Annotated in this window: 13 protein-coding genes; 4 read left to right on the forward strand and 9 right to left on the reverse strand. The window is 66.1% G+C overall.

The genetic code is table 11. The features are described 5' to 3' along the window. Both AKJ09_RS50880 and AKJ09_RS50885 read right to left on the reverse strand, forming a co-directional pair. Complete coding sequence (locus tag AKJ09_RS50880; protein ID WP_146655104.1) at positions 1–729, reverse strand: response regulator; 729 nt, start codon at positions 727–729, stop codon at positions 1–3. A gap of 144 nt (positions 730–873) precedes the next feature. Next, positions 874–1,851: an extracellular medium-chain-length polyhydroxyalkanoate depolymerase gene (locus AKJ09_RS50885; protein WP_169928667.1), complete on the reverse strand. Its 978-nt coding sequence runs from the start codon at positions 1,849–1,851 to the stop codon at positions 874–876. 154 nt (positions 1,852–2,005) lie between these two features. Here AKJ09_RS50885 and AKJ09_RS50890 point away from each other — a divergent pair, with 154 nt between their 5' ends. Further along, positions 2,006–2,866, forward strand: coding sequence for a TetR family transcriptional regulator (locus tag AKJ09_RS50890; protein WP_169928668.1), 861 nt, complete (start codon positions 2,006–2,008; stop codon positions 2,864–2,866). 3 nt (positions 2,867–2,869) lie between these two features. Here AKJ09_RS50890 and AKJ09_RS50895 read toward each other — a convergent pair whose 3' ends face one another. Continuing rightward, a complete protein-coding gene (locus tag AKJ09_RS50895; protein WP_146655107.1) occupies positions 2,870–3,739 on the reverse strand; it encodes an NmrA family NAD(P)-binding protein in 870 nt (289 codons plus the stop codon). Between the two features lie 68 nt (positions 3,740–3,807). Next, on the reverse strand, positions 3,808–4,524 hold the full coding sequence (locus AKJ09_RS50900; RefSeq protein ID WP_146655108.1) for a carbon-nitrogen hydrolase family protein: 717 nt from the start codon (positions 4,522–4,524) through the stop codon (positions 3,808–3,810). A gap of 69 nt (positions 4,525–4,593) precedes the next feature. Between AKJ09_RS50900 and AKJ09_RS50905 the strand changes: the two genes are divergently transcribed. Next, positions 4,594–5,166, forward strand: coding sequence for a YkgJ family cysteine cluster protein (locus tag AKJ09_RS50905; RefSeq protein WP_146655109.1), 573 nt, complete (start codon positions 4,594–4,596; stop codon positions 5,164–5,166). A 28-nt stretch (positions 5,167–5,194) separates the two neighbouring features. On the opposite strand, the gene AKJ09_RS50910 is transcribed toward AKJ09_RS50905, so the two are convergent. Beyond that, on the reverse strand, positions 5,195–6,784 hold the full coding sequence (locus AKJ09_RS50910; RefSeq protein WP_146655110.1) for a beta-propeller domain-containing protein: 1,590 nt from the start codon (positions 6,782–6,784) through the stop codon (positions 5,195–5,197). 96 nt (positions 6,785–6,880) lie between these two features. On the opposite strand from AKJ09_RS50910, the gene AKJ09_RS50915 reads away from it, so the two are divergent. Continuing rightward, entirely contained in the window at positions 6,881–7,123 is a 243-nt protein-coding gene (locus AKJ09_RS50915) for a hypothetical protein (protein ID WP_146655111.1), read from the forward strand. Between the two features lie 40 nt (positions 7,124–7,163). Here AKJ09_RS50915 and AKJ09_RS50920 read toward each other — a convergent pair whose 3' ends face one another. From AKJ09_RS50920 to AKJ09_RS50935, 4 genes are all read right to left on the reverse strand, one after another. Further along, a complete protein-coding gene (locus AKJ09_RS50920) occupies positions 7,164–10,289 on the reverse strand; it encodes an efflux RND transporter permease subunit (RefSeq protein WP_146655112.1) in 3,126 nt (1,041 codons plus the stop codon). 6 nt (positions 10,290–10,295) lie between these two features. Continuing rightward, a complete protein-coding gene (locus AKJ09_RS50925) occupies positions 10,296–11,459 on the reverse strand; it encodes an efflux RND transporter periplasmic adaptor subunit (protein ID WP_205634012.1) in 1,164 nt (387 codons plus the stop codon). Between the two features lie 165 nt (positions 11,460–11,624). Then, the gene (locus tag AKJ09_RS50930) at positions 11,625–13,562 is read right to left on the reverse strand and encodes a chloride channel protein (RefSeq protein WP_146655113.1); all 1,938 of its coding nucleotides are present in this window, start codon (positions 13,560–13,562) and stop codon (positions 11,625–11,627) included. A 96-nt stretch (positions 13,563–13,658) separates the two neighbouring features. Continuing rightward, complete coding sequence (locus AKJ09_RS50935) at positions 13,659–14,024, reverse strand: hypothetical protein (protein ID WP_146655114.1); 366 nt, start codon at positions 14,022–14,024, stop codon at positions 13,659–13,661. Positions 14,025–14,223: 199 nt separating this feature from the next. On the opposite strand from AKJ09_RS50935, the gene glgX reads away from it, so the two are divergent. Further along, positions 14,224–16,353, forward strand: coding sequence for a glycogen debranching protein GlgX (gene glgX / locus AKJ09_RS50940; RefSeq protein ID WP_146655115.1), 2,130 nt, complete (start codon positions 14,224–14,226; stop codon positions 16,351–16,353). Positions 16,354–16,369: the final 16 nt, after the last annotated feature.

Raw genomic sequence — 16,369 nt, forward strand, 5'->3', positions numbered from 1 at the left:
TCAGCTCCGTTCGAGCGCCAGCATGTACCCCACCCCGCGCACGGTCTTGATCAGCTCCGGGGCTTTGGGGTCGTCGCCCAACTTGGCGCGCAAGTGCGAGACGTGCACGTCCACCGAACGATCGAAGGCCTCCTCGGCGCTACCGCGAACGAGGTCGACGAGCTGCTCGCGGCTGAGCACACGCCCCGCCCGCTCGGCCAGGATTTTGAGCAGACGGAACTCGTAGGTCGTCAGGGCGAGCGCTTCGCCGTCGAGCGTTGCCTTCATCGCCTCCGTATCGACGGTGATGCGCCCCACCCGCAGCTCCTTCCTCGGACCGATCGTGCCGCGCGCACGACGCGCGTGAGCCCGAATGCGCGCCAGGAGCTCGCGCGAGGAGAACGGCTTCGCGATGTAGTCGTCCGCGCCGCCTTCGAGGCCGAGGACGCGATCGGCCTCTTCACCGCGCGCCGTCACCATGATGATGGGCGTGTCGACGCGGGTACGAAGCTCGCGACAGACCTCGAGGCCGCTCATGCCCGGAAGCATCAGGTCGAGGAGAATGACGTCGGGGCGTGAACGCATCACACTCGCGATCGCCGAAGGACCGTCGGCCACGACTGTAACGACCAGCTCGTGCGACTCGAGGTAACGGGCCGTCAGGCGCGCCAGCTTGTCGTCGTCTTCGACGAGCACCACGGAAATTTGGTCTGCGGTTGCGCTCACGGCTCCCCGAATTGCTGCCTGCATCAATCTTTGGATGCAAGGGGAACATGAACCGCGTGCACACGGTTCATTAGCAATTGTTAAGGCGCAAACGTGCCGCGCGCAGCGGATTTTCACGAGCTCGTCCGATCTCCATCTGTCGAGATCGGAGGCCCGAGGCCGGCCACTTCAGTGGTTCGTGAACCAGTCGGTGATGCGGTCCGGCGACTGCTCGAGCCATTGGTGGCCCGCGTCCGGATCGGTGATCATCGACGTCTCGATGCCCGCGTGGCCGAGTGCGTCGTGGTACGCCTGGGCCGTGAAAAGCGGCACCGTGGTGTCTTTCTCGCCGTGGAGAAAGAGCGTGGGCGGGTGGTCCTTCGGCAGCTCCGAGGGCACGTTGCACACCGGTCCGATGCAGGTGGCGTAGCTCGCCGACTGGATGGCGAGGGCGCGGAACTTCCCGGCGTAGCTCACGGCCATGCGGCTCGTCATGTAGCCGCCGCTCGAGATGCCCGTCGCATAGAGGCGCGTCATGTCGGCCGGTCCGTACTTGCCGGCGGCAACGTCCGCGAGAAGCGCGTCGATGACGTCCTTGTCCGTCGTCGCGTCCCACGGAAGGCCCGAGTTCGTTTGCCAGGCAATGCCGACGGCGGCCGACGGCGCAATCACCGTGAAGCCGCTGTCGAGGAGCTTCGCCTGCAAGACGCCTTGGTAGAAGCCGCCGAACACCGTATTGGGTCCGAGCTCGCCCCACGTGAGGCTCGGTCCCGCGAACGAGCCTTGGTAGAGAACGACCACCGGATAGCCGGCAGCAGGCGGCGGTGTCGTCGGCGTCTGCCAATACACGTCGCGCGTTGCCGTGCCGGCGGTGAGCTTGGTCACGTTGTGCTCGCACGACACGCTGGTGGGCGTCACCTTGCAGCGGCTCGTCGTCGAGGCATCGCTCGCCGTCCCGTCACCAGCGGCGTCGCTCGCCGCCCCGTCACCACCCGTGCCGGGCGTGCTGCCTGTCGTCGACGTTCCGCTGTCCGGCGTCTGTGCGACGGGCGCATCCGTGGCCGGATCGTCAGAGCCTCCACACGCCGTCCCGCCGGAAGCGAGTGCGAGTGCCGAAAGAACCGTGACGACGGAGATCGACGATGCCTGGAAGCGACGACGCAGCATGGATGAACCTCGCGTGGGACGCGACGTGTCTGTAGCAGCGGACCAACGAGTTTCACTCGAAATCGACCGCGATTCCCCGCGCAGTGCTGGCATGCGAGCCATCTTGCATTACACAAAATGAATGACGTCTCGGGGCGGTGAACGACGGGCGGGAATGAAGATCTCGGAGCTCGCGCGGGTTTCGTCCACCGGGCGCTCGAGCATCCACTTCTATCGGAACCTCGGTCTGCTCCCTCCGCCGACGCGTCACGGAACGCGCTTGCACCTCTACGGAGACGCACACGTGACGCGGCTCAGAGAGATTGCGCACCTCCGTGGCGGAGGGATCCCACTCGACGAGATTCGACGCCGCTTCGCCAAACGAGACGCTCGAACCCAGGCACGCAAAGAGGCCTCGACGCCGACCGAAGCCAAGGAGCCTCGCGTCCGATCGAACGACGACGCCGCGCGCGACGCCATCGCGGTGGTGGCCGCTCGCGCCTTCGTGGAGCGCGGTTACGACGCCGTGCACGTCGAGGACATCGCGCGCGAGGCGGGCATCGGCAAGGCCAAGTTCTATCGCCTCTTTCCCAGCAAAGCCGACCTCTTCGTGGATTGCCTTCAACGCCTTCGCCTCGCCGTCTTCAGCCGTGAAGAGCGCGCCGACATGACCCACGAACTCTCGTACCGCGACGAGGGCCGCGTGCGAGCCAGCGCCGTGATCCATCGCATCGAGCCGTACCGGATGATGACGAACCTCCTCACCCAGGTCGCCTACGGAACGGACGCCGACCTCGCGCGCCGAGCCCGCGCCGCGCTCCACGACATGATCACCGGCGCCGAACCGATGTTCGCCCGCGCCGTGAAGAGCGGCGAGAGTCGCCCGATGAACACCGAGCTCGTTGCCTACATGACGTGGGGCGCACTCATGGCGCTCGGCGATCGGCTCGCGTACGACGATCGTTTCTCGGCGCGCGAAGCCCTCGAGGCGTACCTCGACGTCGTCCTCCACGGAACCACGCCCGATGCGCGCTAACGGTCACGGTCGCCACAAATGATGGTGGTCGCGCACGTAGCGCTCGACCGTGTGCCCGCGCCGTCCGAGCAATTGCTCGAGCGTCGGATCGACGTGCTCCGCTTGCCCATAGCGCAAGCCCACGTGCAGCACGGTCTGCACCGCCACCTGCGAGAGCGGCAAGCCGCGGTCGTGCAGGTGACGCACGAAGCTCACCACGCTCGCCGGCTCGTACTTGATGCGACGGCCGAGAACCTCCGACAGGAGCTCCGCGACCTCCTCGAACGACACGGCCTCGGGCCCCGTCAGCGTGTAAGCCTTGCCGCGGTGAGCCGCGGGATCGGCAAAGACGACCGCCGCGACCTCGGCCACGTCGCGGATGTCGACGAACGCAATCCGACCGTGGGCGACGGGCACGAATAGCTTGCCGTCGCTCGCGATGTCGTCGCGATAGGCACCTCCGAGGTTCTGGGCAAAGAAGCCAGGCCGGAGGAACGTGTACCCCTCCACCGTCGACCGCAGGTGTTGCTCGACCAGGTAATGCGGAACGAGCGGGTTCTCGCCGGCCCCGATCACGGAGAGGAACACGACGTGCTCCACGCCGCTGCTCACGGCCGCGTCGATGAAGGGCAAGAGCGTCGACTTCACCTCGGCGATCGCGGGCGGCCGCACGAGAAAGAGCCCCGACGAGCCCTCGAGCGCGCCTTCGAACGTGCTTCGATCGCGGAAGTCGAGGCGCGCCGTCGGAACGGCGTCGCCATGAGCCGCGCGCAACGCCGAGAGCGAAGGCCCCGCTGCGCGCACGGAATGCCCCTTCGATGCGAGGACGCGGACGACCTCGCGACCTACGTGTCCGCTCGCCGCGGTGACGACGACGAGTCCCGTGCGCTGCATGTCGATCAGCGTGCAAGTACTAAGCCGCCACGCGGAAGATCGCCACGCAACCGCAAGCGCGCGTCACGTCAGCGGCGCCGCTCGACGACGGCATCGGCGCGGGTCTCCCCGGCCCGAACGGCCGAGACGATGCGTCCCTCCGGATCGAGAATGCACGAGTCACCTTGTCCCGGGAGCTGCACCACGCCGGGTGCCCAGTTCGCGTTGGCGATGGAGATCTCGAACCGACGCGCGAGCCGAGCCAAGGTGGGGATCTTGGTGTCCTCCTCATCCACCCAAGCACTCGGGAACAGAAGCAGGTCCGAGCCGCGCAGCGCATCGGTCGCGTCGTCGGCGAGGAAGTGCACGTCGAAACAGATGCCCATCGTCACGCGCACGCCTTGGACTTCGAACATGGGTGGCTCGGTCGTTCCGGCCGTCGCCCACCGCTCGGGAAACCAGGGGTGCCGCTTGCGATACACGGCAACCGTCGCGCCTCGCTCGTCGACCACGGCCATCGCGTTGAAGCATGCGGCCCCTTCGCGGAGGACGAGCGGCGCCACGATCGAGGTTCGGTGTTTACGCGCGAGCTCGGAGACGGCGCCGATCGTGGGGCCATCGAGAGGCTCGGCAAAGCGCCTCAGATCGAACGATCCCCGTGGTGAGACGTAGCCGGTGAACGCCGCCTCGGGCAGAAGCACGAGGTCGGTCGACGGGCCGCGCGCCAGCTCGTCGTCCAGCAGGGCGAGAACGCCCAGGCGATCGTCCCAGACGGCAGGAAGCTCGACCACGGTCACGCGAAGCACGAGAAAAGTCTATCACTCCGAAGTGTCGTGCTCGACGGCGCGCAAGAGCCGCGGTAGCCACGTGGGTCGATGACGGACAAGCCCTTCGACGACATTCCCTCCGAGGTCGTGGCCTGGGTCGACCGCCTGCACGAGGTCGCCGACGAGGTGGCGCAGCCGCTCCTGACGGCGCACGCCGAGCGCCTTCGCTGTCGGGCCGGATGTTCGGACTGCTGCTCCGACGGGTTGACCGTGTTCACCATCGAAGCCGCGCTCATCGCCAAACGTCACCCCTCGCTCCTTGCCGAGGGGATCCCCCACGCCGAAGGCGCCTGCGCGTTCCTCGACGACGAAGGGCGCTGCCGCATCTACGCCGAGCGGCCCTACGTGTGCCGCACACAAGGCCTCCCGCTGCGCTGGCTCGACGAAGAGGAGCACGACGGCGCGGCGGAGATCGTCGAGTCGCGAGACATCTGTCCGAAGAACGAACAGGGCGGCCTGCCCCTCGAAGAACTCCCTGCGGAAGCGCTCTTCACACTCGGACCGTTCGAGCAGCGCCTCGCGGCACGGCAGTCCGCTGTCGACGGCGGAGAAGGACGCCGCGTCGCGCTCCGTTCGCTCTTCGCCCAAGCGGCGCCGCGCAAGCATCTTCCAGTGCTCTAGCTGCCTCATTGAGACAACAAACAACGCGTCAGCGCGAGAGCTCTTCTTCGACACCGCGACCGATCGCGCGAACTCCATCGGGGCCGACGGCGAGCAACCTGCCCTGGTCGACCACGGCACGCGAGCCCCAGTTCGTCGTCGTTTCGAAGGGCATGGTGACGGCGGCAGGGCGGCTCGCGCGGAGCGATGCGAGCGCGGTTGCATGCTCGAGCACACCGTCGCGCGGGTGCCAGGTGACATAAGGGAGCGCGACGACCTCGGCATGCGAATCGGTCGAGAGCGCGGCGTCCGAGCTCTCGGCGGGAGACCAGGTGGCGTCGTCACCGAAGACGGCCTTCGTGACGACCTTCGGCGACTCCTGCGCCGCGAGATCGACGCTCTGAACGACGAGGCGTCGCTTCGCCTCGTCGGCCAGCGTGCCGAGAACGACCAATCGCTCGGAGAGAGGAACGACCGTCTTGGCGGCGCCGTCGAGGCGCGTTCGGCCAACGACCCGAGGAGCCTCCGGCCGTGTGGTGTCGACCACGCGAAGGGAGGTCGCGTTGCCCTCGGAGTGTGCGAGGTAGAGCTTCCCGTCGGCAAAGCGCGCGAGCGAGACGGCGCCGAGTCCCAGGGCCCCGCGCACGCGCGCTCTTGATACCGAACCGCCGAAATCCAGGCTTCGCAGCGTTGCCGAGCCACACTCGTCCGAAGCACAGGTGACGAGCCGGACGAGGCCGTCTTCGTCGACCGAAGCCCAGTACTGACTTCGCCGTTCGGCTCGCGGGAGCGCGCCGGGCACCTCGAGCGAGGCCGTGGGCGTCATCGTTCCGGGCAGGCCTTCCAGCGGCAACTCGAGCCACGACACCTCGGTCGAAGACGCGCGCGTTCCCATCACCGCGAGGCCGTAAGGAGAGACGACGATTCGTTCGGGCGCCCCGAGGACGCGCGCTTCGTCGATCTTCGTGAGCGTGCCCTCGCGTAGCGCGAACGACAGCACGCGCCCTTCCCTCGGGTCGTCGGTGCGGAGAACGAAGAGGACATCGCCACTCGACTGCACGTCGCGCGCGACCCCGGGCAGCACGACTTCACCGAGCGACCTCGGTGGTTCGGCGCGTGCGTCGACGGCACGAAGGACGGTTCTGCTGCCGCTCGGCGCCGAATCCCAATCCACGAAGGCCACCCAAGCGATGCCGTGCTGCACGTACAGCGCGAGGGGCATCCCTACGAACGCGCTTCCGCCGAGGAGCCGCGGACGCTCGATGTCCGTCAGGTCGACGATTGACAGCCCGGTCGTCTCGTCGACGTGGAAGAGCTTCCTGCCTGCGATCCGAACGGCGTCCGAGCTCTCGACGGCACGAAAAGTCCCGCAAGCTGCCGGTGCCGTCGGATCGTCGTCCCCGAAAGTCGCGCGCCCGGCTTCGGACAACGCCATCGGTGAAGGGTTGGAGGGCGCGAGCTGGCCCGTCGAGGGAGGTGCTGGCGTTCTCGACGGTGACAGGAAAAACGTCATCAGGATCGCGAACACGACGAGCGCGAGCGCGTGACGAGCGGCACTCGCGTGATCGCGTTCGTGCGTCGGTTCGCATCCGCCGAAGCCCGACTGAATCGGCAAAAGCGGAGATGCACGCGTGGCCATCCCGTTTCGTCCTGCGAAAACCATGCGACAACGCCGCCCACGCTTCGCCTTGGTGCGCCGTATGCATGGCTCCCGGCCCCGAAAGGAGAGTGACGAATGGGAACCAAGATGAAGCCGGGCAAAGCGCTCGATGAGGTCGTGTCGGAGCTCGAGCAGCTTGCCGACGAGATCAAGGTGAAGCTTCACCTCGCGAACATGGACGCAAAGTCGACGTGGAACGAGAAGCTCGAACCGAGGCTGTTCGAGGCGCGCAAACACGCCAAAGAGGCTTCCGACGCATCACGCAAGTCGATCGAGGAAGCTGTCGAAGCGTTCCGGACGTTCTCGCGTTCGCTCTGACGTACGCGCCGCCCGGTGGTGGTGAACCGAGCGCGAAGACTCATTCCGCAGGCTGAGCTGCCGTTCCGGGCGGTACGGAGAGCTTTGCGCGATGGAGTCGTTCGCGTTGGTGATCCTTGGCGATGAGCACGTAGACGGCGGGCACGACGAAGAGCGTGAACACCGTTCCGATGGCCATCCCACCGACGAGCACCACGCCGATCGAGTTACGCGCCACGGCGCCGGGCCCCGTCACCAAGGTGAGCGGGAAGTGCCCGGCGACCGTCGCGATCGTGGTCATCAGAATCGGACGGAGGCGCGTCTCGGCAGCAACGCGCACCGCTTCGATCTTCGAGAGCCCCAATTGTTGTTGGGTATTGGCAAACTCGACGATGAGGATTCCGTTCTTGGAGACGAGCCCGATGAGGGTGACGAGTCCGACCTGCGAATAGATGTTGAGCGTGGTCGTGAATCCCTGAGTCAGCGGGAAGCGGAGTCCTGGTGGACCTGCGAACTTCAAGAACGTGAAGATGAGCGCACCGAACATCGCGAGCGGAACCGACCCGCCCAGGATGACGAGTGGATCGCGGAACGAATTGAACTGCGCGGCAAGCACCAGGAAGATGAGCAGGATGGCAAGGCCCATCGCGGGAAGGAACTTGCCACCTTCCTGCCGGAGCTGACGCGACTCGCCGGTGTAGTCGATGTGATAGCCCTGCGGCAGCGTCTTCTCCGCGGTGTCTTCCATCACCTTCAGCGCACCGTCGAGCGAGCGGGTGGCAACGCCTGACAGCTTCACCGAATTGAGCTGCTGGAAACGATTCAACGTCCGCGGCTCGATGGAGTCTTTCAGCGTGGCGACCGCGCCGAGCTTCACGAGCTCGCCAGAGGGACCGGTGATGTAGATCTGCTCCAGCTGGTCAGGCGTGAGCCTGCTCACGCGCTGGACCTGCGGAATGACCTTGTAGCTTCGACCGTCGATGTTGAACCGATTGACGAAGTTCCCGCCGAGAGCCGCGCCCAAGTCGGAGCCGACCTGCTGCATCGTCAGGCCCATGGCGGCGACCTTGTCGCGATCGATGACGATCTCGGTCTTCGTCTGATCGATCTTCACGTCGGTGACGGGAGGAAATGCGAATTGACCGCTGTGCTGCGCTTCGAGGACCAGCTGATCGGCAAAACGCATGATCTCGTCATGGCTCGCCGTGGACGAAATCACGAATTCCACCGGGAAGAGGCCTGGACTCGGCAGCGCAGGAGGCAAGAACATCGGCGCACGCACGCCGGCAACGCCTGCGGACTTGGTATTCAATGACTCGAGAATCGGAAAGATGGTGCGCTTTCGTTCGCTCCAGGGTTTCGTGATCATTCCGCCGAAGCCGCCGGTCGAGAACGTCAGCTGGAAGCTGTGATCGAACTCGGGTTCGGATTGGAAGAGGTGGTCGACCTCCGTGGCATACCCGCTGACCTGCTCGAGGCTCGCATTCGGCGGAACGTCGAGAGACGTGAACACGCCACCTTGGTCTTCGTTCGGCGCGAGCTCGGCGGGTGAAAACAGGTACATCGGCACGATCACGATGGCGAGGACCATCCAGACCACGTAAACGGCTTTGCGCGCGCGGAGCGTCTTCGCGAGCGCCGAATCGTAGGCACGACGAACGCGGTCGAAGACGCGCTCGATGTGGCGCACGAGCCAGCCATGTCCGTGCTCTGCCGGAATGAGCCGCGAGGACATCATCGGTGACAACGTCAACGCCACGATGCCCGAGATGAAGACCGCTCCGGCGAGGGTGAAGGCGAACTCGCGGAACAGGGCGCCGGTGAGGCCTCCCTGGAAGCCGATCGGGACGTAGACGGCCGCGAGCGTGATGGTCATCGCCACGATGGGCCCCACGAGCTCCCGCGCCGAGATCAGCGCCGCTTCGACCGGCGGCGTTCCTTGGCGAACGTGACGCTCGACGTTCTCCACGACGACGATCGCGTCGTCGACGACCAGACCGACGGAGAGCACGATGGCGAGCAGCGTGAGCAGGTTCAGCGTGAAGCCGAACACCTGCATGAGAAACACGGCGCCGATCAGCGAAACCGGAATGGCGACGATCGGCACGACGACCGTACGCAGCGAGCCGAGGAAGAGGAAAATGACGATGATGACGATGAGCACCGTCTCGAGGAGCGTGTGGACGACCTCGTGGATGGCGTCTTCGATGTAGGTCGTCGAGTCGAACGCGACCTTCGCTTCCATGCCGGTGGGGAGCTCGCGATCGATGATCTCTAGCTCTTTGCGAACGCGCCCGATGACGTCGAGGGAGTTGGCGGTGGGCAAGACCCAGATGCCCATGAAGACCGCACGCTGCCCGGAGACGCGCACGTCCTGGTCGTACGTCTCGGCGCCGAGCTCGACGTCGGCGACGTCTTGGAGTCGGACGAGCGTTCCCTCTCTCTGGAAGACGACGAGCTTCTTGAACTCGTCGACGGACCTGAGGTCCGTGGTCGTGGTGAGGTTGGCCTGGACGAGCGCGCCCTTCGTCTGCCCGACGGCCGCGAGGAAGTTGTTCGCCGCGAGTGCGGCGCGCACCTGCGCTGGGCTGATGTTGTGCGCCGCCATGCGTTCGGGCTTGAGCCATGCGCGAATGGCGAACGCGCGACCGCCGAGGATGTCGGCGCGCTGCACGCCGTCGAGGGCTGAGAGACGCGGCTGGACGATGCGTATCAGGTAGTCGGTGATCTGATTGTCCTCGAGGATGTTCGAGGCGAAGCTCAGATACATCGCTGCAATCTGCGCGTCGGAGGGCTCGATGTTGATCGATGGGATCTCGGCCTCGGGCGGCAAATCCGCGCGAACTTGGTTCACACGCGCGCTGATGTCGGCAAGGGCGTTGCCGGCATTGAAATTGAGCTTCAGCCGAACGTTGATGGTCGAAAGCCCCTGGACGCTTTGCGACTCGACGTAATCGATGCCGTCGGCCGCGGCGATGGAGCGCTCGAGCGGCGTGGTGATGAACCCGCGAACCAGATCGGCATTCGCGCCGACGTAGACGGTTCTGACCGTGATGGTGGCGCTCTCGAGGCGCGGGTACTGGCGCACGTTGAGCGAGCGAGCCGCCTGGATGCCGCCCACCAGGATCACGAGGTTGACCACGATCGCCAGGACGGGCCGGCGAATGAAGATATCGGTGAACTTCATGGCAGCTCAGCGATTCTCGGGTTTCGGGTTCAATTGCGGCGGAGGCGCACCGGCGTCGGGGACGTTGTTCACGACGATGGGAGCGCCGTTGCGAAGCTTGAAGGCGCCTGCCGTGACGACCTCTTGCCCAGGGGCAACGCCCTCGACGACGGCCACGAAGTCGCCACGTGCTTCGCCGGTCCGCACGAACTGCTGGCGCGCGATCTTCACCCGTTGGCCGGAAGGAGTCTCCGTCATGCCCGGCGTTCCTGGCTTCTTGTCCTCCACCACGAAGACCGAGTCGCCGTACGGCGCATGCACGATCGCCGTCGCCGGCACGATGACCAGATTCTCGCGGACCGGAAGCACCACCGAGACGTTCACGAACATGCCCGGCCGGAGCTTCTCGTCCTTGTTGGGGACCGTCGCGCGGAGGCGAATCGAGCGCGTCGTGGCGTCGACCGCCGGATCGATGGCCGCCAGAGTTCCTTCGTGCGGAGGGTCGGAGGCGCCCTCGACGACGCAGCGCACGGGCATGCCGACGTGGAGCTCGGCCAGGCGCTGCTGCGGCAGCGTGAAGTCGACATAGACCGCTTCGATCGCCTCGAGGACGGTGATCGGCGTTCCCGGGCTCAGGTACTGTCCGAGATTGACCGCGCGAATACCGAGCTTGCCGGCGAAGGGCGCGCGGATCGTCTTGCGTTCGATCTGCGCCTTGATCCCGGCAACCTCCTTCTCGGCGGCATCGTAGCCGCTCTGATCTTGGTCGAGCTGGGCCTGCGAGAGCGCATCCGACGCGACGAGCGAACGCGTGCGATCGAGCGTCGTCTTCGCGTAATCACGTCTCGCTTCGGACTGCGCGAGCTGCGCGCGTTCGACGCTCGTGTCGAGCTCGACCAAAACCTGCGCGCGCTTGACGTCGTTGCCCGACTCGAACGCGATCTTCGTGACCACACCCGGCGATTCGGAGCTGAGTGACACCCCCATCGACGACGCGACGCTTCCTACGGCTCCGAGCGCGCCCTCCCACGACGTTCGTTCGGCATGCGCTGTCGCCACCGCCTCGGGCGGCGGACCGGCGGCCTCGGCCTTCTTGCCGAACGCCATCAAGGAAGAGATCTGCGCAAACTTGAGCGCAGCGAGCCCGCCGACGAGCAGGACGAGCCCGAGGATGACGACGACGTACCGCACGCGAATTCGCCCACCGAGCGTGCTCGATGCTCCTCGCAAGCGACCGTGGCAACGCGACCGACGCTTCGGAAGAGGCAGCGTGTCTCGAGCGCACCTGACGCGGGGGAAAAACGCGAACGGTCGAGCTTCGCAGAGAGCGCCGTGATCGGTGCAACCGAAGGCGCCTCAGGCTTTGCGCTCGGATGTCGCCGCGAGATATGCCGCGGTGATCTCCGTCTGGTCGAGAATGCCGACGACACGCCCCGAAGCATTCGTCACGACGACCTCGCGCATGCCGCTCGCGAGCAGAAGGTCGAGCGCGTGATGGAGATCTTCCGTCTCGCGTACGGCGACGGGTGAAGCCATCAGATCGTCGGCGAGCGTGAAGCTGCGAAGGTCGGGATCCGAAGCCATCGTCCGGAGGATCTCCGCGGTGACCACGCCGACGAGCGTTCCGTCGGCCGCGAGGACCGGAAACGCATCTTGCCAATCCGCCGCGGCGACCGCCTCGACGACCTGCGATGCGGGCGAGCTTCGCTGGAACGTGGTGAATGGGCGGTCACGAATCATGACCTCGTCGACACGGATGTCTTTGAGGAGGTCGAAGATGAGCTCGTCCCGATGCGCAGGCGACTCGCGCTTGGTCTCGACCTGCGCATGGTAAAGCGATCGATTGCGCAGGGCGATGAACGCGATGCCCTCGGCAAGCATGAGAGGCACGAGGAGGTCGTAGCTGCCCGCGAGCTCGCACGTCATCACGAGCGAGCCGATCGGAACGTGCGCGAGGCCGCCATAGAAGGTGCCCATGCCCACGAGGGCGAACGCGCCCGGGTCGATCCTCGGATCGTGCAGGAGGAGCTGCGCCGCGCGGCCGAAGGCTCCGCCGAAGATACCGCCGAGGACCATCGACGGACCGAAGTCACCTGCGCTGCCGCCGCTACCGACGGTGAGCGACGTCGCGACGATCTTGAGGATGCCTAGCACGAGGAGAACCTCGACGGCCTTCCAGCCCTCGGGCAGCCAGCTCGCGCCGGTGATCGCGACCTGCGCGGCGCCGTAGCCGCCGCCGAGGATGCCGAGCCCCTGGCCTTCGCCGAGGTGCGAACCGAGCAGGTAGATGATCGGCGTCGCGACGATACCGAGCGCAAGGCCACCGACCGCCGGCCTCACCCAAGGCGGCCAAGGCAGCTTCGACGTCCAGCGGCGCACGAGGTCGAGCGTCCACACGAAGAGCGTGGCCGCCGCGCAGACGACGAGCGCCATGACCGCGTAGAGCGGAAGGTGGACCGGAATGAACGGATACTTCGGCGCGTGGGCGAAGAGCGTCGATTCTCCGAAGAAGGAGATGAACACCGAGTACGAGACGACGCTCGCGAGAACCGACGGCACGAGCGCGTCGGACTCGAAGTCGTTCTTGTGGAGCACCTCGACGGCGAGGATCGCGGCGCCGAGCGGCGTGCGGAACACGGCGGCCATTCCCGCGGCGGTTCCGGCGACGAGGAGGATACGACGCTCGCGATCGGTCACGCGCAGGTAGCGGCCGACGATCGCTCCGATCGAGCCGCCGATCTGCATCGTCGGGCCCTCGCGCCCGCCGGAGCCTCCAGAGCCGAGGGTGAAGATCGAGGCGAGCACCTTCACGAACGGCACACGCGTGCGCACGGCGCCGGCCTTGGCGTGGAACGCCTCGATGATCGCGTCGGCTCCGCCACCGCGCGTTTCGGGAGCAAGCTTCGTCACGAGCCCCGCGAGAAGTGCGCCGATGCCCGGGATGATCCAAAGCAGCCACGGTTTGAAGGTCACCGCGTTGCCGCCAGGAAACGCTTGTTCCCCCGCGGCGCGAAGAGGGACGTACCCCGCGAGGTGCTCGAGCACGACGACCTGCGCGAGCTCCAAGCCTTCCACGAAGAGCAGGCTCACGAAGCCGACGGCCGCTCCGACGGCCGCCGCGTGGAGCAGCAGGCGCCCGAGAAGCTGCAAGGTCAGCGGTGTGCGAGACGCGAAACCTCGCTCGATGAGCTTGGTCAACCGCTGGAGCGCCGGCTGAGGTAGCGTGGAAATACGCCCCGACGCGCGTTCGGAGACGCGGGCCGGCTCGCTCGTTCGGGGGGGCTCCTCGCTCATCGCTCCGCCCCTATATAGAAGATCCGCGGCGCGAGCGCTCCTTGGCTGACGCTGCCCTCGTCCAGCGCGGGCAGCGCGAGCGACGGAGTGCTGCTCTCAGGGAACGCGCGCGACCGACCGCGCGGCTCGCGCCACGGTCACGGGCGAACCGAGCGCAGGAGCGGTGGGCCGCGCGACGACACGAACGCCACCGCTCGGTCGCCGCGTGGACCGTCGAGGAGAGAGCTTTCGCACGAGGGCACGGAGCTCGATCAGTTGCCGAGCGAAATCCGCCTCGCCCAATCCGCCCGCGTCGAGAGTCATGAGCATGCTCGCCGCGAGATCGAAGGCCGGCGCGAGACGCTCGTTCGCAGACAGCTCCGCGATCACGCTCATCAAGAGCGGACCACGTACGTGCCGCTCGACCTCGAGGGAGTTGAGAAGCGGCTCGACGATCGCTTCACGCGAGAGGGTTCGCGCCATCGGGACGGGCCCGACTGCAACGAGCGAGCCGTGCGCGACGAGGATTCGGAGAGCTCGAGTCGCTCGAACGCGGAGTAAGTCGTCCGGTCGGTGCGTTCGTGTCGAGGCGCCTCGTCGGGGCGCTCGCGCTTTTTCTGCCTGCTCCGTCGCGTGCGGCGTGACGCGACCGGCACGATCGGTGCTTCGTAGTTGACCTCGCATGCGCGTGCTCCCAGGAAAGGCCTTTCCGCTCGGCGCGTCCTGGGATGGCAAGGGAGTCAACTTCGCGATCTACTCGGAGAACGCCACCGGCGTGGATCTCTGTCTCATCGACGAGGACGGCAGCGAGACGCGCCTCTCGATGCGCGAGCGAACCGGGTTCACGTGGCACTGCTACGTGCCCGACGTCGGTCCGGGTCAGATGTACGGGTATCGCGTCAACGGGCCCTGGGAGCCCGAACGCGGACTTCGTTTCAACCCGAACAACCTGCTGCTCGATCCCTACGCCAAGGCCCTCGAAGGGCGTGAACGCTGGGAGGCGGGCCTGTTCGCCTACGAGCTCGGAAGCGCCAAAGGCGATCTCGAGAAGGGCTCGCGCGACTCCCGAGGTGTACCGCGCGGCGTGGTCGTCGACCCCGCCTTCGACTGGGGCAACGATCGGCCTCCCGACATCCCCTTCCACAAGTCGGTCTTCTACGAAGTACACGTGCGCGGCGCGACGATTCGTCACCCGCGCGTGCCTCCCGAGATCCGCGGTCGCTACGCAGGTCTGGCGAGCGATCCCATGATCGAATACTTCACCTCGCTCGGCGTGACCGCGCTCGAGCTCTTGCCGGTCCACGGCTTCGTGGACGACCAACACCTGCTCGACACCGGAAAGCGCAATTACTGGGGCTATAACTCGATCGCATTCTTCGCTCCCGACGTGCGCTATCGCTCGAGCGACGCGACCGGCAGCGGCGTGCGCGAGTTCCGCGAGATGGTGAAACGGCTGCACGCCGCGGGGATCGAGGTGATTCTCGACGTCGTCTACAACCACACCGCCGAAGGCAATCATCTCGGGCCGACGATCAGCTTCAAGGGCATCGACAACCCGACGTACTACCGGCTCGCCGGAGGCGGGCGGCACTACTTCGACTACACCGGCACGGGCAACACGCTCAATGTCCGCCACCCGCAGACGTTGCAGCTCATCATGGACTCTCTCCGCTACTGGATCACGGAGATGCACGTCGACGGCTTCCGTTTCGACCTCGCCTCAACCCTCGCCCGTTCGCTGCACGAGGTCGATCAGCTCTCGAGCTTCTTCACGATCATCCATCAAGACCCGGTCATCGGGCGCGTGAAGCTGATCGCCGAACCGTGGGACGTCGGCGAAGGTGGCTACCAGGTCGGCAACTTCCCGGTGGGATGGACCGAGTGGAACGGCAAGTATCGCGACGCGATCCGTGCCGTCTGGCGAGGCCTGGGACGCAACACCGGCGAGCTCGGATACAGGCTCACCGGCTCGAGCGATCTCTACGCCGACAGCGGGCGAGCGCCGTTCGCGAGTATCAATTTCGTGGTCGCCCACGACGGTTTCACGTTGCGCGATCTCGTCTCCTACAACGACAAGCACAACGAGCAGAACGGCGAGAACAACCGCGACGGCAGCGACGACAACCAGTCGTGGAACTGCGGGGTGGAGGGAGAGACCACGAATCCTTCGGTGCTCACGCTGAGGCGGAGGCAGGTGCGCAATTTCCTGGCGACCCTGCTCCTCTCACAAGGCACTCCGATGATTTGCGGTGGCGACGAGATCGGACGCACGCAGCGCGGGAACAACAACGCCTACTGCCAGGACAACGAGCTCTCCTGGTACGACTGGGACCTCGACGAGGAGAAGAAGCGCCTGCTCGATTTCACCACGCGCCTCATCGCGATTCGTCGCGATCACCCCGCCCTTCATCGAGCGAAGTTCTTCAAGGGCCGGCGCATCCGCGGAACCAACGTCCGGGACATCATGTGGTACCGCCACGACGGCGCCGAGATGACCGACGCAGACTGGAGCAACCCCGCTACGGCAGCGCTCGGGCTGTTCCTCGCCGGCCAAGGGATCGACGACGTCGACGAGCTCGGAAACTGCCTCGACGACGACGACTTCTTCTTCGTCCTGAACGGCTCGGACACGACCATGCCGTTCACGATTCCTCGTGCGTCGAGCGACGAACCATGGACGCTCCTCGTGGATACGAGCAAAGACGCGATTCCCCACGAGGGCGAGGAGCCGGTCGTCGTCCTGCGCGGCGAAGCCACCGAGCTTCTCGCGCGTTCGCTGAAGCTCTTCGTCAGCCGTCGGACGAAGACGTAGACGCGCCCTGAACCAG

This window comes from Labilithrix luteola, from assembly GCF_001263205.1.
Lineage (GTDB): Bacteria > Myxococcota_A > Polyangia > Polyangiales > Polyangiaceae > Labilithrix > Labilithrix luteola.